Source organism: Bacillus cereus group sp. RP37 (assembly GCF_040459695.1).
GTDB lineage: Bacteria > Bacillota > Bacilli > Bacillales > Bacillaceae_G > Bacillus_A.
In genome coordinates, this window is sequence record NZ_JARVHP010000001.1 from 1,038,264 (window position 1) to 1,061,826 (window position 23,563).

The following is a 23,563-nucleotide window of genomic DNA, read 5'->3' on the forward strand; positions in this document are numbered from 1 at the left end:
AATACTATATTATGCTATAATTTCATAGGATTTTAAATTGTGTTCTTTTATAAATAAGATATAACCAATAGAAGTGAAAATTTGAAAAGAGGTGCAAAATAGATGAAGATTTCAACGAAAGGCCGCTACGGCTTAACAATTATGATCGATCTTGCAAAAAAGTTTGGTGAAGGTCCAATTTCCTTAAAATCAATTGCGCAGGCACATGACTTATCGGAACATTACTTAGAGCAATTAATTTCACCACTTCGTAACGCTCGTCTAGTAAAGAGTACGCGCGGGGCATATGGCGGATATGTATTATCAGATCAGCCAGCTAACATTACAGCTGGGGATGTCATCCGTGTACTAGAGGGTCCAATTAGTGTTGTAGAAATGATAGAAGAAGAAGAACCGGCACAACGCCAATTATGGATGCGTGTTCGTGATGCAGTGCAAGAAGTGTTAGATAGCACAACGTTAGAAGATTTGGTACGTTATGAGGAAGAAAATCACGGGGGCTATATGTTTTACATTTAATTCCTTGTGAAACGATTTGGAAAGAAGGAGATTTAATGGAACGCATTTACTTAGATCATGCTGCGACATCTCCGACTCACCCAGAAGTGGTCGACAAGATGATTCCATATATGACAGAAACATTCGGAAATCCGTCTAGTATTCACTTTTATGGACGTCAAACGCGCCATGCAGTAGATGAGGCGAGACGTGTGTGTGCACGTAGCATTCATGCGAATCCGAATGAAATTATATTTACGAGCGGTGGTACAGAAGCTGATAATTTAGCACTTATCGGTGTAGCACGTGCGAATCGCCATAAAGGTAACCATATTATAACGACGCAAATTGAACATCACGCAATTTTGCATACGTGTGAATTATTAGAGCGTGAAGGGTTTGAAGTCACATATTTACCTGTTGATGAAACAGGACGCGTTCAAATTTCTGAAATACAAAAGGCATTAACAGAAGAGACAATTCTCGTATCCGTTATGTTTGGGAATAATGAAGTTGGAACGATGCAATCAATTGCGGAAATAGGTAAGCTGTTAAAAGAGCATCAAGCTTATTTCCATACAGATGCGGTACAAGCTTACGGATTAGTAGAAATAGATGTGAAAGAGTTCGGCATTGATTTATTATCGATTTCAGCTCATAAAATTAACGGACCGAAAGGTGTAGGGTTCCTATACGCTGGTGCAAATGTAAAATTTGAACCGTTATTAATAGGCGGGGAGCAAGAAAGAAAACGCCGTGCTGGTACTGAAAATGTACCGAGTATCGTTGGTTTGCAACATGCAATTTTGTTAGCTGAAAAAACTCGTGAGCAAAAAAATGCCCAATATGAAGAGTTTAAAGATATAATGGTATCTGTCTTCAAAAATGAAGACATTACTTTCGAGGTAAACGGAAACTTAGAATATCGCTTACCACATGTGCTTAATATTAGTTTTACAGGAATGAACATTGAACCGTTTCTTGTGAACTTAGACTTAGCTGGTATTGCAGTGTCAAGTGGTTCGGCTTGTACAGCTGGTTCGATTGATCCATCACATGTATTAGTGGCGATGTTCGGAAAAGACTCCGATCAAATACGTTCATCCGTACGCTTTAGTTTTGGACTTGGAAATACGAAAGAGCAAATTGAGAAAGCGGCGTACGAAACAGTGAAAATCGTGAAGCGATTAACACAAAATTAGCATGGGAGGTGACATGATGAACAAACTACCTCACGAAACACGCGTTGTCATCGGGATGTCCGGTGGCGTCGATTCATCTGTAGCAGCTCTTTTATTAAAAGAACAAGGTTATGATGTAATCGGAATTTTTATGAAAAACTGGGATGATACAGATGAGAATGGTGTCTGCACAGCAACAGAAGATTACAATGATGTAATTGAAGTGTGTAACCAAATCGGCATTCCGTATTATGCAGTAAACTTTGAAAAACAATACTGGGATAAAGTATTTACGTACTTCTTAGATGAGTACCGAGCTGGTCGTACACCAAACCCAGATGTAATGTGTAATAAAGAAATTAAATTTAAAGCATTTTTAGAGCATGCAATTGCGCTTGGTGCTGATTATGTAGCGACAGGCCATTATGCACGTGTTGCTTATATGGATGGCGAATATAAAATGCTTCGTGGCGTTGATGATAATAAAGACCAAACGTATTTCTTAAATCAATTAAGCCAAGAGCAATTATCAAAAACAATGTTCCCGCTGGGTGAACTGAAGAAACCACAAATTCGTGAAATGGCAAAAGAAGCTGGTTTAGCGACAGCGGCGAAGAAAGATAGTACGGGTATTTGCTTCATTGGTGAACGTAACTTTAAAGATTTCTTAAGTAACTATTTACCAGCACAACCAGGTGTGATGCAAACATTATCTGGTGAAGTGAAAGGAAAACATGACGGTTTAATGTACTATACAATTGGACAACGTCATGGCCTTGGTATTGGTGGTAACGGTGATCCATGGTTTGCTGTTGGGAAAAATTTAAAAGAAAACATTTTATATGTTGATCAAGGTTTCCATAACGAACTTCTATATGGTGATGAAGTTATTGCTACGAATATCGGCTGGGTAAGTAATGAAGCGAAAGAAAAAGAATTTAAGTGCACAGCGAAATTCCGTTATCGTCAAGAAGACAATAAAGTAACGGTTCAAATCGTTGATGAAAATACAGTTCGCATTCTTTGTGACGAGCCAATTCGTGCAATTACACCAGGACAAGCAGTTGTTTTCTATGATGGAGATGAGTGCTTAGGCGGTGCTACAATTGATGAAGTATACCGTAGTGGTAAGAAATTGGATTATTTAGGATAAAACGAGAAGCCTCTGCCGATTAGCGGTTAGAGGTTTCTTTTACATAAAGCGAATTTTCGTTCGCTTGGAAAATACATTCTTTGTTATAATTTGTTGTAGAGGTGAAGGACATGTCAAACAAACTTGAAACAGGTATTCAATATATGCAAGAAGGAAACTGGGAAGAAGCTGCTAAAAATTTCACAGAAGCAATCGAAGAAAATCCGAAAGATGCGCTTGGATATATTAATTTTGCGAACTTATTAGATGTATTAGGCGATAGTGAAAGAGCAATTTTATTTTATAAACGTGCATTAGAGTTAGATGATAAATCTGCGGCTGCTTATTATGGATTAGGAAACGTATATTACGGTCAAGAGCAATTTGCAGAGGCTAAAGCTGTATTTGAACAAGCGATGCAAGCGGGATTACAATCAGCTGATGTAACATTTATGTTAGGTATTACACATGTGCAGCTCGGAAATGATCGTCTTGCACTTCCATTTTTACAAAGAGCAACAGAATTAGATGAAAACGATGTAGAAGCTGTGTTCCAGTGCGGACTTTGCTTTGCGCGATTAGAACATATTCAAGAGGCGAAACCTTATTTTGAAAAGGTATTAGAAATGGATGAAGAGCATGCAGATGCGTATTATAATTTAGGTGTTGCGTACGTATTTGAAGAAAATAACGAGAAGGCTCTTGCTTTATTTAAGAAAGCAACTGAAATTCAACCAGATCACTTTTTAGCTGGTAATGGTATTCGTTTATTAGAGCAAGAAGCTGAATAAGATGAACATATAGTTTAATGGGTAGTTATCCCTCATCTAAAGAGGTGGGGGATGTACTGCTCATTAAAGTGAAACGAAACCGGAAAGGAGAGGAAAAATGGGAAATCAACATGCAATGGATTTGTTTGAGGAAGAGAAAAAATTTATAAAAGCGCAAGTTCTTCATACCATTTTCCACAACGAAGAAAACCTCTATTCCGTTGTCAGTATGAAAATCATTGAAACGAATGAAACGTATGACGAAAAGAAAGTAATGATAAACGGTCATTTTCCCCGCATGCATGAAGATGAAGTGTTTACATTGACAGGGCATTTTAAAGATCACCCAAAGTATGGAAAACAATATTTGGTTGAAACGTTTAAGAAAGAATTGCCGCAAACAAAAGCAGGTATGGTGCAATATTTAGCGAGTGATTTATTTAAAGGGATTGGAAAGCGTACTGCTGAAAAAATTGTTGACCATCTCGGAGAACATGCTATTACTAAAATTATGGACGATCCTGATGCGTTAAATGGTGTTGTTAACAAGCAAAAAGCGCAAGAAATATATGAGACAATTGTTGAACATCAAGGACTAGAGAAAGTAATGAGTTTTTTAAATGGTTACGGTTTTGGAACGAAGCTTTCTATTAAGATTTACCAGCAATATAAAGAGATGACATTAGAAGTGATTCGTAATAACCCATATCAGCTGATTGAAGAAGTGGATGGCATTGGCTTTGGAAGAGCGGATGATATAGGACGTGCGTTAGGGATATCGGGTAATCACGATGATCGTGTACGTGCAGGGTGTTTTTATACGCTAGAGAATGTTTCGCTGCAACTCGGTCACGTTTATATGGGAAAAGATCAACTTGTAAGAGAAACGATGTCACTTTTAAACAACCAAGAAGGAAGAGTGACAGAGGAAGACATTATAGGCTGCGTTGAAATGATGCAAAGTGAAGGGAAAGTTATCATAGAAGAAGAACGAGTGTATTTAGCATCGTTATTCTACTCTGAAAAAGGTGTTGTAAAGTCTATTCGCAGGCTTATGAATCAAGAAGAAACACCTTCATTTCCTGAAGCAGAAGTGTTAAAGACATTAGGTGAAATTGAAGAGCAGCTGAACGTACAGTATGCACCACTTCAGCAAGAAGCGATTCAAACGGCACTTCATAAACCGATGATGTTATTGACAGGTGGACCAGGAACGGGAAAAACAACTGTTATTAAAGGAATTGTTGAAATGTATGCATCACTGCATGGATTATCGTTAAATCCGAATGAATATAGCGATGATAATCCATTTCCGATATTATTAACGGCTCCAACAGGAAGAGCAGCAAAGCGAATGAGTGAATCGACAGGACTTCCAGCTTGCACAATTCACCGCTTACTTGGTTGGACGCCAGAAGGGTCTTTCCAGCGCAATGAAACGGATCCGATTAAAGGGAAGTTACTCATTATTGATGAATTTTCAATGGTTGATATTTGGCTTGCAAATCAGCTGTTTAAGTCATTGCCGACGAACATTCAAGTTATCGTTGTAGGTGATGAAGATCAGTTACCATCTGTAGGGCCTGGACAAGTGTTGAAAGATTTATTGAATGCAGGTGCAGTTCCGACAGTAAAGCTTACTGAAATTTATCGTCAAGCGGAAGGCTCATCTGTTATTCAACTCGCCCATGCGATAAAAAATGGAACGCTCCCACCAGATTTAGCGCAAAATCAAAAAGATCGTTCATTTATCGGCTGTACAGGAGCTCAAATTGTTGAAGTTGTTAAGAAGGTTTGTGAAAATGCTAAGACAAAGGGGTTTAGCGCAAGAGATGTACAAGTATTGGCCCCGATGTATCGTGGCCCTGCCGGTATTAATGTACTAAACGAAGCGTTGCAAGAAGTGTTTAACCCGAAAAGGGAAAAGAGTAAAGAAATTGCTTACGGTGATGTTGTATATCGAAGAGGCGATAAAGTCTTGCAACTTGTTAATCAGCCAGAGAGCCAAGTGTTTAATGGTGATATCGGAGAAATTGTTTCGGTGTTTTATGCGAAAGAGAACGTTGAACAACAAGATATGATTATCGTTTCATTTGATGGCATTGAAGTAACATATACAAAGCCAGACTTAAATCAAATTACACATGCCTATTGCTGTTCGATTCATAAATCGCAAGGTAGTGAGTTTCCGATTGTGATTATGCCGATAGTAAAAAGTTACAATCGTATGTTACGTCGTAATTTAATTTACACTGGCATTACAAGAAGTAAGAAATTCCTTATTATTTGCGGGGAGGAAGCAGCTTTCCAGTCTGGTGTAAATCGCCTTGATGATGCAATGCGTCAAACGACTTTAGCGGGTCGCTTGCAAGAATCACAAGGAGAAGTACAGATGGTAACAGTTAATGGCGAAGAAATGGACGTGGAAAACATTTCACCGTATGATTTCATGTAACAAGGTGAAATTATATAGTGAAACTTTCAAACGTATAACGTTGAAAGGCTCCAGCAATGTATAAATGAATGCGGTTTGGACATAATGGCGAATAGAATCTGGGAGAATGTAAGGAGATGAAAGCCATATGTTCATTTGTCCAAATTGCAAAGGGAAAGACATTGGAAAAATAGGTGTCAACCAATTTTATTGCTGGAATTGTTATATCGAATTATCGGTTTCAAAGGGGAAAATCCATACGCATCAAGTAGAGGAAGATGGTTCATTAAGCTCTCTTGATGATTTATTTGATGAGAACGAAAGAACGATCGGATAACGAAAAGGGGGATTTACTTTGAATCTACGCAATTCATTAATCGCATTAGGTGTTGGAGCTGCAGCATATCAATATGCTCGCAAGCAAGATGTATTTTCGAAACGCAATATGAAAAAAGCACGTAAGATGATTAAATCTTATCTATAAGCGCAAAAAACTCCCTTCATGATAAGGGAGTTTTTTTATGCACTTGTATGCAAATATAAAAGTCCAATTTCAGAGAAGAGATAAGATAGACCGTAACATCCAACGCCGAGCATTCCGTAATGTAATAATTGTTTCGCTCTTTCTTTTCGCGAGGAACGAATAAAGAAACCTTTCCAAATCCCAAACCCGATACAAACCCATTCAAGAATCATAAAAAGTGCTGATAACACGAGCATAAATAAAACCATTATGAGCCCTCCTGATTATATTGTTCCATGCTGCATTCTCAGGGGTGGTTGTCCTTGTTATGTTATGTATATGTACGTCTTTATAAAACAGTATGGTCTGCACGAAAAGATTTTAAAACTTTTGCACATAACCTACCCTATTTATTTTCACAATAAAGGTGGAGGAGGTTTTTCGTGTGAAGAATCTTAAAATCATTTGGATATATCGTTTAGGGTTATTATTACTTGTCTTTCTTTGCTTGCTCGTTTTTTTAAAAATTAAGCCACTATGGTCACCGATTATTTTTGTATTTAAAGTGGCAATTACACCGTTTCTTATTGCGTGTTTTATTGCGTATTTATTGCATCCTTTAATTGAAAAAATTCATAAAGAAGGGATGCCACGCACACTCGCTATTTTGCTCATTTACATCCTTTTCTTTGGCGGAATTGGTTATGGGATTTATAAAGGAACACCAGTCGTTATTAAGCAGTTACAAGAAATCAATGAACAATTCCCGCAGTTTACAAAAATGTATGATTCTTGGATGGATGGCGTCACAGAACAAACAGCGAATTTCCCATCATTTATTCATGAAAAGGTGAAACAAATTTTTGTTGGGGTAGAAACGAAGATACAATCACTTTTAAATAAAGTAATGAGTACAGCTCGTGGTGTACTGGATTCGTTGCTTATTATTTTCTTAATACCGTTCATTGTATTTTACATATTAAAAGATTACGGTGAATTTTATCATATCTTTTGGAAACTAGTCCCAATTAAGTGGCGTAGTACGGGGCAAATGCTGGCGAAAGAAATTGATAAGTCACTCGGAAGTTATATTCGAGGACAGTTATTTGTTTGTTTAGTATTAGGAGGAGTATCCGTTCTTTCTTTTTGGTTTATCGGTATGAAATATCCATTATTACTCGGCATTATTATTGGGGTAACGGATATAATCCCATACTTCGGCCCTATATTAGGGGCAATTCCGACGTTGATGATTGCGGCAACGGTATCAACGAGTTTACTTATTAAGGCGGGAATTACAATCGCTATTTTGCAATTTTTGGAAAGTAACATTTTATCACCTTACATCGTTGGCAAGTCGCTTCGTATGCATCCTGTTATTATTATGCTTGCATTACTAGTTGGAGGAGAGGTTGCCGGGATTGTGGGGTTGTTAATATCGGTTCCGATTTTAGCAGTTATTCGTACAGTGATCGTTCATGTAAGGCCTCTTTGGAAAAAAGAAAATGTGTAATATAAAAGCCCTCTACTTATAAAAGTCGAGGGCTATCATTATGTAGAGAGTTGCTCGTGTATTTGTTGAACGAGAGAGCTTACATCGTTTGTTTGAATATGTTTTATTTTTTTCCATTCATTATCATACATAAATACAATTTGATTACTGAAAAGGTGCCGCTGCCCTTTTAAATCAGAAATTTTTGCGAAAGAGTACTCTTCAAATATTGGATTCTTGCTTACATCTGGTCCGTAAAAGAAGAGTCTTTTGTTCGTCAAAATTAACAGACCTGGCCTTGCGACGGAACGATATATAAATATATTTAATGAACATGCTGCGTAAAACAATATAGTTTCGTCCGTAGTTAATATGTTTTTAGCTTTGTTCAATAAGGTTGTCATTGTAATCGCTCCTTTATTATTTATAATTTAACTATAACAAAAAATAAATATTCAGAAAAGTATGTGGAGATATTTTCATGAAGATAGTACGAATTATTCATAAATGCATAATATAATGAAAGGCTGTTAAGAATGAATAGTAGAATAACTATGGTTAATGCAATATAAATGATTATCTACATTGACAAACTTAAGAGAATTCTATTATATTTAGTCATATAATACATTAAATCAATGACGGAACAAGTACGTTACAGTCCATTTATAGAGAGAAGCTTCCATATGGCTGAAAGAAGCTTTAAATGAAGGGTAACAGAAAGCTAATCCTGAGAGCAGCTAATCACTGCCGTCTTGCCACGTTACGGCACCATGAGGTGATGAATTGATTCGTATAGTAATCAATTCATAATTAGGGTGGTATCGCGAGTTAACTCTCGTCCCTTTTATAGGGGCGGGAGTTTTTTATATTTAAGGAGGAAAATACAATGAAACAACTAACAGGCGCACAAATTCGTCAAATGTTTTTAGACTTTTTCCAAGAAAAAGGACATGCAGTAGAACCTAGTGCATCACTAGTTCCACATGAGGATCCATCTCTTTTATGGATTAACAGTGGTGTAGCAACATTAAAAAAATATTTTGATGGACGTGTAATCCCGCAAAATCCACGTATTACAAATGCCCAAAAATCAATTCGTACAAACGATATTGAAAACGTAGGGAAAACAGCTCGTCACCATACATTCTTTGAAATGTTAGGTAACTTCTCAATCGGTGATTACTTTAAAGAAGAAGCAATTACTTGGGCTTGGGAGTTCTTAACGAGCGACAAATGGATCGGATTCGATAAAGAATTACTATCAGTTACAATCCATCCAGAAGATGAAGAAGCATTCACAATTTGGAATGAGAAAATGGGTGTTCCGAAAGAGCGTATCATCCGCTTAGAAGAAAACTTCTGGGATATCGGTGAAGGACCAAGTGGACCAAATACAGAGATTTTCTATGACCGCGGAGAAGCTTACGGTAATGACTTTAGTGACCCAGAATTATATCCAGGCGGAGAAAACGAGCGTTACTTAGAAGTATGGAACCTTGTATTCTCTCAATTTAACCATAATCCAGACGGTTCATATACACCACTTCCTAAGAAAAACATCGATACAGGGATGGGTCTAGAGCGTATGACATCTATCGTTCAAGATGTGCCTACAAACTTTGACACAGACTTATTCATGCCAATGATTGGTGCAACAGAATCAATTTCTGGTGAGAAATATCGTAATGGTGACTTAGAAAAAGATATGGCGTTTAAAGTAATTGCTGACCATATCCGTACAGTAACATTCGCTGTTGGTGACGGTGCTCTTCCATCTAACGAAGGTCGTGGTTATGTATTACGTCGTTTATTACGCCGCGCGGTTCGTTATTCGAAGAAATTAAACATCAATCGTCCATTCATGTTTGAATTAGTGCCGGTTGTTGGAGAAGTAATGAAAGACTTCTACCCAGAAGTACTTGAAAAGAAAGATTTCATTGCAAAAGTTGTGAAAAACGAAGAAGAGCGTTTCCACGAAACACTTCATGATGGTGAAGCAATTTTAGCTGAGGTTATCACAAAAGCAAAAGAAGAAAAAACAACTGTTATTTCTGGAGTAGATGCGTTCCGTCTATATGACACATACGGTTTCCCGATTGAATTAACAGAAGAATATGCAGAAGAAGCTGGTATGACAGTTGATCATGAAGGCTTTGAAAATGAAATGGAAAAACAACGTGAGCGCGCACGTGCTGCTCGTCAAGACGTTGATTCTATGCAAGTTCAAGGCGGTGTCCTTGGAGAAGTGAAAGTAGCGAGCGAGTTCGTTGGTTACGGTACAGTTGCGACAGAAAGTAACGTTGTTGCACTTGTGAAAAACGGCGAATACACAGACAGCTTACAAGCTGGCGAAGAAGGACAATTAATGCTTGATGTAACACCATTCTATGCTGAGAGCGGCGGACAAATTGCAGACCGTGGTTACCTTCTTGCTGACGGCGTGAAAGTTCTTGTAAAAGACGTACAAAAAGCACCAAACGGTCAAAACTTGCACAAAGTTGTTGTTGAAGAAGGTACATTAACGAAAGATGCGGCTGTGAAAGCTATTATCGATACGAAAAACCGTAGTAGCGTTGTGAAAAACCATACAGCAACTCACTTACTACACCAAGCATTAAAAGACGTACTTGGAACGCATGTTAACCAAGCAGGTTCTCTTGTAACTTCTGAACGTTTACGCTTTGACTTCTCTCACTTCGGTCAAGTACAAGCTGACGAATTAGAAAAAATTGAGCGTATGGTAAACGAGAAAATTTGGGAAAGTATTGATGTTGAGATTTCTCAAAAAGCAATCGAAGAAGCGAAAGAAATGGGCGCAATGGCATTATTCGGTGAAAAATACGGTGATGTTGTACGCGTTGTACAAGTAGGCGATTACAGCTTAGAGCTTTGCGGTGGTTGTCACGTTGATAACACAGCTTCTATCGGTATTTTCAAAATCGTTGCTGAGTCTGGTATCGGTGCAGGAACTCGTCGTATTGAGGCGGTAACTGGTAAGTCTGCATACGAATTAATGAACGATCAAGTAGGTTTATTAAAAGAAGCAGCAGGAAAAATGAAAACAAATCCGAAAGATATTTTAACAAGAGTAGATGGTTTATTTGCTGAAGTAAAACAACTTCAAAAAGAAAACGAATCTCTTGCAGCAAAATTAAGCAATATCGAAGCTGGAAACTTAACTGATTCAGTAATGACAGTTGATGGCGTGAACGTATTAGCGGCAAAAGTAAATGTTGCAGATATGAACAACTTACGTACGATGATGGATGACCTTAAAAATAAATTAGAGTCTGCAGTTGTCGTATTAGCGTCTGTAAATGATGATAAAGTAAACATCTTAGCTGGCGTAACGAAAGATTTAATCAGCCAAGGATACCATGCGGGTAAACTTGTGAAAGAAGTAGCTTCTCGTTGCGGCGGCGGTGGTGGTGGCCGTCCTGATATGGCTCAAGCAGGCGGTAAAAACCCAGCGCAAGTTGAGGAAGCTTTAGCATTTGTACAAGAGTACGTTAAATCTGTTTCAAAATAAAGAGATAGTAGTGTACAATGGTAGGGAGAGGAGAAGTTCTTCTCCCTATACTTACTATATAAGTGAGGTGCTTGAAATGGACGGTTTTGATAAAACAATGAAGTTTAGCATTCAAGATGAAAAACAGAGTGTCCATGTAAATGATGTACTTTTAACTGTGTATGATGCACTTCAAGAAAAAGGCTATAATCCGATTAACCAAATCGTCGGTTATTTATTAAGTGGAGACCCAGCATACATACCTCGCCATAAAGATGCACGAAGCATCATTCGCAAGCTTGAACGTGATGAGTTAATTGAAGAGCTTGTGAAGTCTTACTTGAAACATCATCGTGAGGAGTAGTTTATGCGGATATTAGGTTTAGATGTAGGTACAAAAACAGTCGGAGTTGCAATGAGCGACGAAATGGGCTGGACAGCGCAAGGATTAGAAACAATTAAAATTAACGAAGAACGAGGTCACTTTGGTTTTGATCGTATTTCTGAGTTAGTAAAGCAGTACAATGTGGACAAAATAGTAGTAGGTTTACCTAAAAATATGAATGGTACAATTGGCCCACGTGGTGAAGCGTGCCAACAATTTGCAGAAAACCTACGAGAGCTGTTACAATTAGACGTTGTAATGTGGGACGAGCGTTTGTCAACGATGGCAGCGGAACGTTTGCTCATTTCAGCTGATGTAAGCCGTAAGAAGCGAAAGCAAGTAATCGATAAGATGGCTGCAGTCGTAATCTTACAAGGATTTTTAGATAGTAAATAAGAGGTGACCAAAATGGAAGAAAATCAAATTACAATTGTAGACGAAAAAGGTAACGAACATTTATGTGAAATTATTTTCACTTTTGATGCTGAAAAATTTGGCAAAAAATCATACGTAGTCTTCTCTCCAATCGGAGAAGTAGACGAAGATGGAGACCCAATTTATGATGCAATGGCTTATGAGCAAAATGAAGAAGAGGGCGGAAGTTTACTTCCAATCGAATCTGAAGAAGAGTGGGAAATGGTACAAGAAATGTTCAACACTCTAGCTGATGAGCAAGAAGCTGAATAATAAGTACTAAAAGGTGGACGACATATAGTCCATCTTTTTTTATATGTAAAATGAAAGATTTTTTGTCGAAACCTTGTAATCCTTTGTAGTATAATGAGACGGATTGTAGAAAAATAAAATGTCTATCTAAAAAAGATAAATAAATTTATTGTGTTTTTATATCGTGTTGTATAGAAAGATATACGTACGGTCTACAATTTAATTAAGGAGGAAGAGTGTTGATAGAGAATCAAGTGAAAAAGAAGCGTAGACGCATTTTTTTATTTTCGATTATTGCACTGCTTTTAGTTTGTGGTTCAGTCTATGCGTATATTTCATCCGCATTAGGACCAGTTGATAGCGGGAATAAAAAAGAGATGGAAGTAGAAATTCCAAAAGGATCATCTACTAGTAAAATTGGTGAGATTTTAGAAGAAAAAGGTGCTGTGAAAAACGGTACAGTTTTTAGTTTTTATACAAAGGCTAAATCTAAAAATTTACAAGCGGGTACATATTTATTAAATCCTTCAATGAATGCCTCAGATGTTATTGAGCAAATGTCATCTGGTAATGTACATCGTCCAGCTCTTTATAAAGTGACGATAAAAGAAGGGGCACAAGTAACTGAAATTGCAGAAACGGTTGCAAACGAATTAAAGTGGAATAAAGATGATGTCGTACGTCAATTAAACGATAAAGCATTTATTCAAAAAATGCAGCAAAAGTATCCGAAGTTGTTAACGGATAAAATCTTTGATAGCAATATTAAATATCCATTAGAAGGTTATTTATATCCTGCGACGTACTCTTTCTATAAAAAAGATACGACGTTAGAAGAAATCGTAATCCCAATGCTTGAGAAAACGAATGCAATCATTGTTCAAAATGAGGCGAAAATGAAAGCGAAAAACTGGGATGTTCACCAGCTTTTAACATTGTCTTCACTTATTGAAGAAGAGGCAACAGGCTTTACAGATCGTCAAAAGATTTCTAGCGTCTTTTATAATCGTTTAGCGAAAGGTATGCCACTGCAAACTGATCCAACGGTATTATACGCACTTGGAAAGCATAAACAACGTGTATTATATGAAGATTTAAAGATAAACTCACCGTACAATACGTATGTTGTGAAAGGATTGCCGGTTGGTCCGATTGCGAACTCTGGCAAGCATTCAGTGGAGGCTGCATTAGAACCTGCGCAAACGGATTATTATTATTTCTTAGCTGCACCAACTGGTGAAGTGTACTATGCGAAAACATTGGAAGAGCATAATGCATTAAAGCAAAAATATATTACGAAAAAACAGTGAAATGGGGAGGGATAGCGAAAAAAGTCGCACATCCCTCTTTTTTGTGGTAAAATATATCGGGTTAAAAACTGGCAGAAGAATCGTTTTTAATATCAAAACGGGACGTACAAGCTAAGGGTGAAGCTGGCTTGTATTTTTATTGCATTCTATGTGTGAAAAGACGTCATAGAGGCACTTCTCCATGTAAATAAGGAGGACCATTATGGAGGATGCAGTTAACGAGTACCTATTATCATTTATTGATCCAAAAGATAAATTAATTCTTGAAATGGAAGACTATGCGAAAGAAAATCATGTGCCGATTATGGATCGACTTGGAATGGAATTTATGTTGCAATTTTTACGTTTAATTGGACCAAAAAGCATTTTAGAGCTTGGTACAGCAATTGGCTATTCTAGTATTCGTATGATGCAAGCTATTCCAAATTCTCGCATTGTGACAGTTGAGCGCAATCGCGAGCGATATGAAAAAGCACTTGAATATATAGACCGTTCACCAGTTAAAGAGCGTATTTCCGTTATTTACGGTGATGCGTTAGAAACAGGCGAACAAGTAGAAGAACATGGAACATTTGATGTTATTTTTATTGATGCAGCAAAAGGACAATATCGTCGCTTTTTTGACTTATATGAACCGTTATTAAATCCTGGTGGCGTAATTATTTCAGATAATGTTATGTACCATGGTCTTGTGACGACAAAAGAGAAAATTGAAAACAGACGTACACGTGGTTTAATCCGTCGTATTAAGACGTACAATGAATGGCTTATGAACCATGAAGGATATGATACAACGATTTTCCCAATTGGTGATGGAGTAGCTGTTAGTAAAAAGAGAGGGTGACCAAGGTATGAAGAAACCTGAATTGTTAGTAACGCCAAAAGCAGTGGCGGATATCGAACCTCTTGCGAAAGCAGGAGCAGATGCGGTAATGATCGGTGAGCAAAAGTTTGGTTTACGTTTAGCAGGGGAATTTTCACGTGAAGATGTGAAACAAGCTGTGAAGATTGCACATGAAAATGGTGTAAAAGTATACGTAGCAATGAACGCTATGTTCCACAACGATAAAGTAGAAGAATTAACAGATTATGTTGCATTTTTAAACGAAGTAAGTGTAGATGCAATTGTCTTCGGGGATCCAGCAGTATTAATGGCCGTTCGCGAAGTAGCGCCAAATATGCAGTTGCACTGGAATACAGAAACAACAGCAACAAACTGGTTCACTTGTAACTACTGGGGACAAAGAGGAGCAAAACGCGCTGTATTAGCTCGTGAGCTTAGCTTAGATGAAATTGTTGAATTAAAAGAAAATGCTGAAGTGGAGCTTGAAGTACAAATTCACGGTATGACTTGCATGTTCCAATCAAAGCGTTCGCTAGTAGGAAACTACTTTGAGTATCAAGGGCGTAATCTTGACATTGAAAAGAAAAAATATGAAGAGAATATGTTCTTATATGACCCAGAGCGTAACAATAAATATCCAATTTATGAAGATGAAAATGGTACTCATATTATGAGTCCAAACGATATTTGTTTCATCGATGAATTAGAGGAACTAATTGATGGTGAAGTAGATAGCTTAAAAATTGATGGTGTACTAAAAAGCTCTGCATACATTATTGAGGTAACGAAGAAATATCGTAAAGCAATTGATTTATGTGTAGAAGATCGTGATGCGTATTATGACGTGAAAGACGATTTATATAAAGAGATAGAAGAAATGCAACCGGTAAATCGTCCGTTAGATACAGGATTCTTCTTTAAAGAGACGGTTTACTAAACGAGGAGGGTGTAGGAAATGACTGTACAAGAAATTTCACGAGTAATCGATGGCAAACGCGTTATTGTGAAGAAACCTGAACTGTTAATCCCTGCGGGTAACTTAGAAAAATTAAAAGTAGCTATCCATTATGGGGCAGATGCTGTATATTTAGGTGGACAAGAATTTGGTCTTCGTTCGAATGCAGGTAACTTTACACTGGAAGAAATGGCAGAAGGTGTGAAATTTGCAAAGAAATATGGAGCAAAAATATATGTAACAACAAATATCTTTGCACATAATGAAAATATGGACGGGCTAGAGGAATATTTAAAAGGGATTGAAAAAGCTGGCGTAACGGGAATTATCGTTGCTGATCCGCTTATTATTGAGACTTGTAAACGTGTAGCGCCTTCTGTTGAAGTACATTTAAGTACACAACAATCACTATCCAACTGGAAAGCAGCACAGTATTGGAAAGAAGAAGGTTTACATCGTCTTGTATTAGCTCGTGAAGCAAGCTATGAAGAAATGAAAGAAATTAAAGAAAAAGTGGATATTGAAATTGAAGCATTCGTCCATGGTGCAATGTGTATCGCATATTCAGGCAGATGTACGTTAAGTAACCATATGACGGCACGTGACTCTAACCGTGGTGGTTGTTGTCAATCTTGCCGCTGGGACTATGATTTGGTTCAAACAGTATCACAACATAAAGATGCAAAAGAGCTGCCTCTATTCCAAGAAGAAGATGCTCACTTTGCAATGAGTCCAAAAGACTTAAATTTAATTTTATCAATTCCGAAAATGATTGAAATTGGAATTGATAGTTTAAAGGTTGAAGGACGTATGAAATCAATCCATTACGTAGCGACTGTAGCGACTGTATACCGTAAAGTAATTGATGCATATTGTGCGGATCCGGATAACTTTGAGTTTAAACAAGAATGGTTAGATGAGCTGGATAAATGTGCAAATCGTGATACAGCTCCTGCATTCTTTGAAGGGGTTCCAGGACATCAAGAGCAAATGTTTGGAAATCATAGTAAGAAAACAACGTATGATTTCGCTGGTTTAGTGTTAGATTATAATGAAGAAACGGGCATCGTAACGATTGAGCAACGTAATCATTTCAAACCAGGACATGAAGTGGAGTTCTTTGGGCCAGAAATAGAAAACTTTACGCAGACGGTGGAGAAAATTTGGGATGAGGATGGAAACGAATTAGATGCAGCGAGACATCCGTTGCAAATCGTGAAATTCAAAGTGGATCAACCAGTGTATGTGAATAATATGATGCGCAAAAGCATACTTCAATAAGAAAGAGTTGATAGTCGAATGGGGACGAATAAGCCTGTTGTAATTGGAATTGCTGGTGGTTCGGGATCAGGTAAAACGAGTGTAACGAAAGCGATTTTTGACCATTTTAAAGGTCATTCTATTTTAATCTTAGAGCAAGATTATTATTACAAAGATCAAAGCCATTTACCAATGGAAGAGCGTTTAAAAACAAATTATGATCATCCGCTTGCGTTTGATAATGATCTGTTAATTGAACATTTGCAGCAGTTACTTGCATATGAGCAAATTGATAAGCCTGTATATGACTATACATTGCATACGCGTTCAGAAGAAGTTATTCCAGTTGAGCCGAAAGATGTAATCATTTTAGAAGGAATTCTTATTTTAGAAGACCCACGTCTTTGTGAGTTAATGGACATTAAGCTATTTGTTGATACAGATGCAGATCTTCGTATTTTACGCCGCATGCAGCGTGATATTAAAGAGCGCGGTCGTACGATGGATTCAGTTATTGATCAATACGTAAGTGTTGTACGTCCAATGCACAATCAATTTATTGAGCCTTCTAAGAAATTTGCGGATATTATTATCCCTGAAGGTGGACAAAACCATGTTGCAATTGATATTATGGTGACAAAAATTGCAACAATTCTTGAACAAAAAGTAAATTTGTAATAGCATAGTAAAAGATATACGATAGGAAGGGATTTTTTCCCGTCCTATCGAATACAATGAAACATGCAACCTCATCTATATATAGGTGAGGGCATATTTATATCAACTTTCCATACATATCTTCTTTATATAAAGAAGAATTGGGAATACGGGGTTGTATGTGACAACTCCGCTAGTACAGGCGTGCTAGAAACCTCCGCTATACATATAAGTGGGGGAGTTTTCATATGGAACTCCTCTTTTTTTCGGGGGATTGGTATATAAAAGGAGTGGAAAATATGGCAACAGAAAAAACATACCCTATGACGCAAGAGGGTAAGCAAAAGCTAGAGAACGAACTTGAAGATTTAAAAACGGTAAAACGTAAAGAGGTTGTAGAGCGAATTAAGATTGCACGTAGCTTCGGAGATCTTTCTGAGAACTCTGAGTACGATGCAGCAAAAGATGAGCAAGCGTTCGTAGAGGGACGTATTACACAATTAGAAAACATGATTCGTAACGCAGTTATCATCACAGATAACGGTGAAGAATCTACAGTTGTTACATTAGGTAAAACAGTAACATTTAAAGAGTTACCAGGTGGAGATGAAGAATCTTACACAATCGTAGGTAGCGCAGAAGCAGATCCATTTGAAGGAAGAATTTCTAACGATTCTCCAATTGCAAAAAGCTTATTAGGTAAGCAAATTGGTGAGAAGGTAGCAATCCAAACTCCAGGTGGAGAAATGCAAGTAGAGATTATCTCTGTAAAATAAAAAAGATTCTCCCGATGGGAGAATCTTTTTTATTTTATTTGTAGAACGAAAAAATTGTATAAACATTCGAATGGTTCGACAAAAAATGTCAAAAAATCACCTGAAGCTTTGATATCATAATTAGGAACTATAGGTTTTAAAGGGGAAAAGGGGATAATTATGAAACATAGAATTTTTACAGGACTGGTTTGTAGTATATCTATATTAGCGCTTGCTGCGTGCGGAACGAATGAGGAAACTACATCATCGAAGGGCGAAAAAGTAAAGCAAGAAGAAAAAAAGGATACTAGAGCAACTGAGAGTTCAAAAAGCGTAGAAAATCCACGAGAAAAAAAGGAATTTGATGAATTTGATTTAGCATATCAATTAGCTATTGTCATGAAAATATTTCAAGATGTAACAATTAAGTACGATTATGCGATTGGGAATCCAGATTATTTATTGCGAGATTCGATGGATCAAAAAACAATAGATGACATGAAGAATATGTTGCAAGAACAGGCGAAGAATAATGATAAAATTTTAAAGGATGAAGTGAATCAAGCATATACATATTTAAAACAATCGAAAGTAAGTAATAAAGATGATATTCAAAAAATAATAGATGCACAAAATAATTACTTACAAATTGTAGATAAGATGATTGTTTGTATTGATTCTGTAACAGTCGAGAATGCAAAAGAAAAAAGAAATGAAATGAATAATTTAAGTAAGGAATATTTAAAAGTAGCGGCTAACGTAACAACTACTGTAATCGAAGTTGCCAAAAATAATGGAGTGAATGAAACAGAATTTAGATCGCTTCTTCTGAAATTTCTAGAGAAGCCAAAGAAGCAATAATAGCATATATAATACCTATTTTAATTTAGGGCTTGTATAAATAAAATAGTACCTCGTCTAAACTACAATAGACGAGGTGTTTTTTTATGAAAATAAAGCGGAGAATTACAATTGTTTTAATTTGTTTTATATGTGTCATGTTTATATTACTTTGTCGTTTAATTCAAATACAAATTATAGGTACGGAATCATTTACTAGTCGCAAGATAAATTTAATCGAAAAAAGTGTTACACAACGGACGCAATCCATTACGGTAGATGATGGACGAGGCCATTTTATAGATCGGAACGGTAAGGAAATAGGTGAGAAAAAGTATCCTGTTTTAATTGTTTTTCCATTTCTACAAATAAAAAATGACATGTTAGAGAAAATTGCGCATATCATTGGTGTGTCGAGACAAGAGATTGAAAGTCAAATGAAAGATAAGAAAAGTGCATTTATCATGCGAAGAGGAAATGGGCCATTTCGCTTGGCACGAGAGCAGATGGAGAAGGTCAATCAATTAAATGTATTAGGTATTGTAGCAGCTGAAGTTCGTTTACGGCAAACAGGCGTGATGAATCATTTAATTGGCGATGTGGGTGAGAATGAACGAGAATTTCAAAAACGATACGGAGAAGTAAGAAAAATTTCAAAGCAAACGCCAATTGGCATTTCAGGATTGCAGCAATCGTTTGATGAATTTCTTTTGACCGATGGAGAGGCAAAAGTATTGTATCAGGTTGACCGACAAGGAGAACCGATTTTTGGAAAACAAGCGAAATATACGTCGCCTGGAAATCCATTTTATCCAGTGACGATTCAAACTACTTTACATAAAGGGTTACAGCAAAAAGCAGAAGAAGTGGTTGAAGCAAGCGAAATAAAGAAGGGGGGATTAGTGTTACTTGATGTAAAGAAAAATGAAATTTTAGCGATGGTCAGTAAACCATCTGTACAGGTGAAAGATGAGCGTTTATATAAAACTACACTTGAAAATCAAATGTTAACACCACATTTTCCCGGTTCTGTTTTTAAAACAATAGTTGCAGCGGCAGTGATTGATCAAAATAAAAATGTGTTTAATCGTACATTTAATTGTAATAAAGATTTATATGGTGAAGAACACCCACAAGTTATGATGGGTACACTTAGTTTTAAAGAGAGCTTTGCTAGAAGCTGTAACAGGACATTTTCAGAGTTAGGTAACGAGCTAATGCAAAAGGATAAGATGGTGTTAGAAACTTACGTAGCAGCTTTAGGAGGCGCTGGTAAGGTTGGATGGAAAGGTTCTGTATTTCATACAACTCATTTTGAGCAGATGCCAGAGGAGAAGAGTGTTACCATTTGGGAAAGTGAAGGAAATAAGAGTAGTAAAAAGGCGGTAGCGCAAACAGCAATTGGACAGAAAGATGTACGCATGTCACCTCTAGCGATTGCAAATATGATGGCGACGATTGCTAGAGATGGAGAAAAGATGGAAGTGAAAGCTGTTGAAAAGATAATGTATAAAAATGGAACAGACTTTTATACATTTGAAGACCATACATTAGATGGAAAACAGCTTTCGTATGAAGCGGTGAAAACATTACAAGAGTTATTAAGGGGCGTTGTAACAACAGAGAAAGGAACAGGAGCAGCGTTCAGGTCGTTACCACTAAGTGTCGCCGGAAAATCTGGGACAGCGCAAACAGGAAAAGGGACGAAAGTGAATCGTTGGTTTGCAGGTTATTTTCCCTATGAAAATCCAAGATATGCTTTAGTTGTCGTGGATATAGAAACGAATAGCAATGTAAATAAAGTTACACCTATTTTCAAAGCTATCGTAGAATCAATCTATCGATTAGAGAATGAAAAGTAATCTTGCAATTCATAGTGAAATGTTTTCATTTCGTGAAAATATTATTGTAAATGTTCAACCTTTCTAGATTTAATGTTACAATAGCAAGTATGAAAAACTGCATGGAGGTTTGAAGAATGGCAGGAGGATCTAGATTCCAACAGAAACAACAAAAACGTCGTCAAAACGGTGTTTTAAATATTGCAATTGCAATTGTATTAATATTAGTAGCTATTGTATCATATCAATTGTTTGTTCCTGAAAGAAAAGAACAAGCGTCTTCTAGTGATAAAAAAGTAGCTCAGCAAACAACGAAAGAGAATAAGGCTGAGAAAGCTAAAGGTAAAGAAGAAACGAAGAAGAACGAGCAAGATAAGGTAGATGCTAAGAAGAAGGAAGAAGAGAAGCAAAAGGCTGACGAAGAACAGAAAAAAGCTGAAGAAGAAGCGAAAGCTAACGAGAAAGTACCAGCTGAAAAAACACAGCCAAAGGCAACTGACGCTTATACGAAATCTTCTTGGAAGCCAGTAGGTACAGAGCAAGGTGCGACACCTGCGATGACGTTTAAAAAAGGTACAGCAGATTGGAATGAGATGAATCAAGCTATTTCAGCTGCAATTGACGTTCCAGTAGAGCAATTAGTTATCCATAGAATTGGAAATAACGGTAAGAATAAAGCTTACGGTAACGTACAAGATAAACAATCAGGGAAAAAATATTATGTGAATATTGATTGGGTAGAAAATGAGGGCTGGAAACCAGTACTTGTTCAAAACCTAAACTAAAAAAGAGAGGCTCCTAAGGAGCTTCTCTTTTTTAGTTAGCGTAATTTCTTTAATTTAAAATGAACAACCGCGCTATAATATGGTCTTTTGCTTTCGGGATCCATAACCATTTGATGCGAGATGTGATGAACTTCAAGCATAAGTGCTTTATTATTATCGATTTGTTCACTAATTTTTCGTTCTAAAGAAGCTAAGTCTCCCGCTTCAAAAAATTCTACTTTATCTTCTAACATTTCAAAGGTAAATGACATGAAGACGGCCCCTCTCCGATGTAATTAACTATAGTGTAACAAAGAAAAGAAGGAAATACCACGTACATTTCAATTGACATTTTTCGAAAGAGGGAATATCATACTGATAAAACCGATAAGAAAAAGGGGAATTTTTATGGGGACAGAATTTAATGGTTTATTTGATGAGTGGGCTCATACGTACGACTCATTTGTACAAGGCGAAGATATACAATATAAAGAAGTTTTCGCCCGTTATGAGGACATTCTAGAGGATGTAGTTAACAAGTCATTTGGTAATGTTTTAGAATTTGGTGTTGGTACTGGCAATTTAACAAATAAATTATTATTTGCTGGCCGCACAGTTTACGGTATAGAGCCGTCACGTGAAATGCGCATGATTGCAAAAGAGAAATTGCCAAAAGAGTTTTCCATTACAGAAGGTGATTTTCTTTCGTTTGAAGTCCCAAATTCAATTGATACCATAGTAAGCACCTATGCATTTCATCATTTAACAGATGATGAAAAAAATGTAGCGATTGCGAAGTATAGTCAATTGCTAAACAAAGGTGGTAAAATAGTGTTTGCTGATACGATATTTGCAGATCAAGATGCATATGATAAAACTGTTGAAACAGCAAAACAAAGAGGTTTTCATCAGTTAGCAAACGATTTGCAAACGGAATACTATACACGTATTCCGGTCATGCAGTCTATTTTTGAAAACAATGGTTTCCATGTAACGTTTACGAGATTAAATCATTTCGTTTGGGTAATGGAGGCAACTAAGCAATAGAAAGAGGGATTAGATTGAGAATTGCTGTAATTGGAGCAATGGAAGAAGAAGTACGTATTTTACGTGACAAATTAGAACAAGCAGAAACAGAAACGGTTGCGGGTTGTGAATTTACGAAAGGACAATTAGCAGGACACGAAGTAATCTTGTTAAAGTCTGGTATTGGTAAAGTAAATGCAGCGATGTCAACGACAATTTTATTAGAAAGATATAAGCCTGAAAAAGTAATTAATACTGGTTCAGCTGGTGGATTCCATCATTCTCTAAATGTTGGAGATGTAGTTATTTCAACAGAAGTTCGTCATCATGACGTAGATGTTACAGCATTTAACTATGAGTATGGTCAAGTACCAGGAATGCCGCCTGGATTCAAGGCTGATGAAGCATTAGTTGCATTAGCTGAGAAATGTATGCAGGCAGAAGAAAATATTCAAGTTGTAAAAGGTATGATTGCAACAGGTGATTCATTTATGAGTGATCCAAACCGCGTTGCAGCAATTCGTGATAAATTTGAAGACCTTTATGCAGTAGAAATGGAAGCAGCAGCTGTTGCACAAGTATGCCACCAATATGAAGTTCCGTTTGTTATTATTCGTGCACTTTCTGATATTGCTGGTAAAGAGTCTAATGTTTCATTTGATCAATTTTTAGATCAAGCAGCTCTTCATTCTACAAACTTTATTGTAAAAGTACTAGAAGAGTTAAAGTAATGTAACAAAAAGGCAACTGTCTCATATAAAGAAAATACATACAGTTGC

26 protein-coding genes and 1 other annotated feature are annotated in these 23,563 nt (G+C 36.9%); of the genes, 23 read left to right on the top strand and 3 right to left on the bottom strand.

Annotated elements, in window-relative coordinates:
• Positions 1-102 precede the first annotated feature (102 nt).
• The 7 genes from cymR to QCI44_RS05515 all read left to right on the top strand — a co-directional run bounded on the left by cymR (position 103) and on the right by QCI44_RS05515 (position 6,499).
• Entirely contained in the window at positions 103-519 is a 417-nt protein-coding gene (gene cymR / locus QCI44_RS05485; protein WP_000704116.1) for a cysteine metabolism transcriptional regulator CymR, read from the top strand.
• A 35-nt stretch (positions 520-554) separates the two neighbouring features.
• Positions 555-1,700 carry a cysteine desulfurase family protein gene (locus tag QCI44_RS05490; protein ID WP_016135364.1) on the top strand — a complete coding sequence of 382 codons (1,146 nt, stop codon included), beginning with the start codon at positions 555-557 and terminating at the stop codon, positions 1,698-1,700.
• Positions 1,701-1,716: 16 nt separating this feature from the next.
• On the top strand, positions 1,717-2,832 hold the full coding sequence (mnmA, locus tag QCI44_RS05495) for a tRNA 2-thiouridine(34) synthase MnmA (protein WP_016135363.1): 1,116 nt from the start codon (positions 1,717-1,719) through the stop codon (positions 2,830-2,832).
• Between the two features lie 110 nt (positions 2,833-2,942).
• Positions 2,943-3,602 (top strand): tetratricopeptide repeat protein, encoded by a 660-nt coding sequence (locus tag QCI44_RS05500; RefSeq protein WP_016086179.1) that lies wholly within the window; start codon positions 2,943-2,945, stop codon positions 3,600-3,602.
• Between the two features lie 97 nt (positions 3,603-3,699).
• Positions 3,700-6,036 carry an SF1B family DNA helicase RecD2 gene (gene recD2 / locus QCI44_RS05505; protein ID WP_088084362.1) on the top strand — a complete coding sequence of 779 codons (2,337 nt, stop codon included), beginning with the start codon at positions 3,700-3,702 and terminating at the stop codon, positions 6,034-6,036.
• A 127-nt stretch (positions 6,037-6,163) separates the two neighbouring features.
• The gene (locus QCI44_RS05510; RefSeq protein WP_000469281.1) at positions 6,164-6,352 is read left to right on the top strand and encodes a hypothetical protein; all 189 of its coding nucleotides are present in this window, start codon (positions 6,164-6,166) and stop codon (positions 6,350-6,352) included.
• Positions 6,353-6,370: 18 nt separating this feature from the next.
• A complete protein-coding gene (locus tag QCI44_RS05515) occupies positions 6,371-6,499 on the top strand; it encodes a YrzQ family protein (protein WP_001053553.1) in 129 nt (42 codons plus the stop codon).
• A gap of 35 nt (positions 6,500-6,534) precedes the next feature.
• Here QCI44_RS05515 and QCI44_RS05520 read toward each other — a convergent pair whose 3' ends face one another.
• The gene (locus QCI44_RS05520) at positions 6,535-6,747 is read right to left on the bottom strand and encodes a hypothetical protein (RefSeq protein ID WP_016086181.1); all 213 of its coding nucleotides are present in this window, start codon (positions 6,745-6,747) and stop codon (positions 6,535-6,537) included.
• 176 nt (positions 6,748-6,923) lie between these two features.
• Between QCI44_RS05520 and QCI44_RS05525 the strand changes: the two genes are divergently transcribed.
• Positions 6,924-7,991: an AI-2E family transporter gene (locus QCI44_RS05525; RefSeq protein ID WP_116363332.1), complete on the top strand. Its 1,068-nt coding sequence runs from the start codon at positions 6,924-6,926 to the stop codon at positions 7,989-7,991.
• Between the two features lie 38 nt (positions 7,992-8,029).
• On the opposite strand, the gene QCI44_RS05530 is transcribed toward QCI44_RS05525, so the two are convergent.
• The gene (locus QCI44_RS05530; protein ID WP_016135360.1) at positions 8,030-8,374 is read right to left on the bottom strand and encodes a PH domain-containing protein; all 345 of its coding nucleotides are present in this window, start codon (positions 8,372-8,374) and stop codon (positions 8,030-8,032) included.
• Between the two features lie 225 nt (positions 8,375-8,599).
• Positions 8,600-8,819, top strand: a binding site (T-box leader).
• A 40-nt stretch (positions 8,820-8,859) separates the two neighbouring features.
• Here QCI44_RS05530 and alaS point away from each other — a divergent pair.
• The 13 genes from alaS to QCI44_RS05595 all read left to right on the top strand — a co-directional run bounded on the left by alaS (position 8,860) and on the right by QCI44_RS05595 (position 21,779).
• On the top strand, positions 8,860-11,502 hold the full coding sequence (alaS, locus tag QCI44_RS05535; protein WP_016080215.1) for an alanine--tRNA ligase: 2,643 nt from the start codon (positions 8,860-8,862) through the stop codon (positions 11,500-11,502).
• A gap of 76 nt (positions 11,503-11,578) precedes the next feature.
• Positions 11,579-11,845 carry an IreB family regulatory phosphoprotein gene (locus QCI44_RS05540; protein ID WP_000348590.1) on the top strand — a complete coding sequence of 89 codons (267 nt, stop codon included), beginning with the start codon at positions 11,579-11,581 and terminating at the stop codon, positions 11,843-11,845.
• A 3-nt stretch (positions 11,846-11,848) separates the two neighbouring features.
• A complete protein-coding gene (ruvX, locus tag QCI44_RS05545; RefSeq protein WP_001221202.1) occupies positions 11,849-12,262 on the top strand; it encodes a Holliday junction resolvase RuvX in 414 nt (137 codons plus the stop codon).
• 12 nt (positions 12,263-12,274) lie between these two features.
• Positions 12,275-12,553, top strand: coding sequence for a DUF1292 domain-containing protein (locus QCI44_RS05550; RefSeq protein ID WP_000392245.1), 279 nt, complete (start codon positions 12,275-12,277; stop codon positions 12,551-12,553).
• 218 nt (positions 12,554-12,771) lie between these two features.
• Positions 12,772-13,842 (top strand): endolytic transglycosylase MltG, encoded by a 1,071-nt coding sequence (gene mltG, locus QCI44_RS05555; protein WP_000572145.1) that lies wholly within the window; start codon positions 12,772-12,774, stop codon positions 13,840-13,842.
• A 202-nt stretch (positions 13,843-14,044) separates the two neighbouring features.
• Positions 14,045-14,686: an O-methyltransferase gene (locus tag QCI44_RS05560; protein WP_016086185.1), complete on the top strand. Its 642-nt coding sequence runs from the start codon at positions 14,045-14,047 to the stop codon at positions 14,684-14,686.
• A gap of 7 nt (positions 14,687-14,693) precedes the next feature.
• Positions 14,694-15,623 (top strand): peptidase U32 family protein, encoded by a 930-nt coding sequence (locus tag QCI44_RS05565; protein WP_000742784.1) that lies wholly within the window; start codon positions 14,694-14,696, stop codon positions 15,621-15,623.
• A gap of 18 nt (positions 15,624-15,641) precedes the next feature.
• The gene (locus QCI44_RS05570; protein WP_000217975.1) at positions 15,642-16,922 is read left to right on the top strand and encodes a peptidase U32 family protein; all 1,281 of its coding nucleotides are present in this window, start codon (positions 15,642-15,644) and stop codon (positions 16,920-16,922) included.
• Positions 16,923-16,940: 18 nt separating this feature from the next.
• A complete protein-coding gene (gene udk / locus QCI44_RS05575) occupies positions 16,941-17,579 on the top strand; it encodes a uridine kinase (protein WP_000537082.1) in 639 nt (212 codons plus the stop codon).
• Positions 17,580-17,857: 278 nt separating this feature from the next.
• Positions 17,858-18,334 (top strand): transcription elongation factor GreA, encoded by a 477-nt coding sequence (greA, locus tag QCI44_RS05580; protein ID WP_000179964.1) that lies wholly within the window; start codon positions 17,858-17,860, stop codon positions 18,332-18,334.
• 159 nt (positions 18,335-18,493) lie between these two features.
• Entirely contained in the window at positions 18,494-19,174 is a 681-nt protein-coding gene (locus QCI44_RS05585; protein ID WP_016086187.1) for a hypothetical protein, read from the top strand.
• Positions 19,175-19,260: 86 nt separating this feature from the next.
• Positions 19,261-21,015 carry a peptidoglycan D,D-transpeptidase FtsI family protein gene (locus QCI44_RS05590; protein WP_088084361.1) on the top strand — a complete coding sequence of 585 codons (1,755 nt, stop codon included), beginning with the start codon at positions 19,261-19,263 and terminating at the stop codon, positions 21,013-21,015.
• Between the two features lie 116 nt (positions 21,016-21,131).
• Positions 21,132-21,779 (top strand): YrrS family protein, encoded by a 648-nt coding sequence (locus tag QCI44_RS05595; RefSeq protein ID WP_016086189.1) that lies wholly within the window; start codon positions 21,132-21,134, stop codon positions 21,777-21,779.
• A gap of 35 nt (positions 21,780-21,814) precedes the next feature.
• On the opposite strand, the gene QCI44_RS05600 is transcribed toward QCI44_RS05595, so the two are convergent.
• A complete protein-coding gene (locus QCI44_RS05600; RefSeq protein WP_000010984.1) occupies positions 21,815-22,030 on the bottom strand; it encodes a YrzA family protein in 216 nt (71 codons plus the stop codon).
• 136 nt (positions 22,031-22,166) lie between these two features.
• Between QCI44_RS05600 and QCI44_RS05605 the strand changes: the two genes are divergently transcribed.
• Together QCI44_RS05605 and mtnN are read left to right on the top strand one after the other, a co-directional pair.
• Positions 22,167-22,805 carry a class I SAM-dependent DNA methyltransferase gene (locus tag QCI44_RS05605; RefSeq protein ID WP_016086190.1) on the top strand — a complete coding sequence of 213 codons (639 nt, stop codon included), beginning with the start codon at positions 22,167-22,169 and terminating at the stop codon, positions 22,803-22,805.
• A gap of 14 nt (positions 22,806-22,819) precedes the next feature.
• Positions 22,820-23,515: a 5'-methylthioadenosine/S-adenosylhomocysteine nucleosidase gene (gene mtnN / locus QCI44_RS05610; RefSeq protein ID WP_001217038.1), complete on the top strand. Its 696-nt coding sequence runs from the start codon at positions 22,820-22,822 to the stop codon at positions 23,513-23,515.
• The last annotated feature ends 48 nt before the right edge of the window (positions 23,516-23,563 follow it).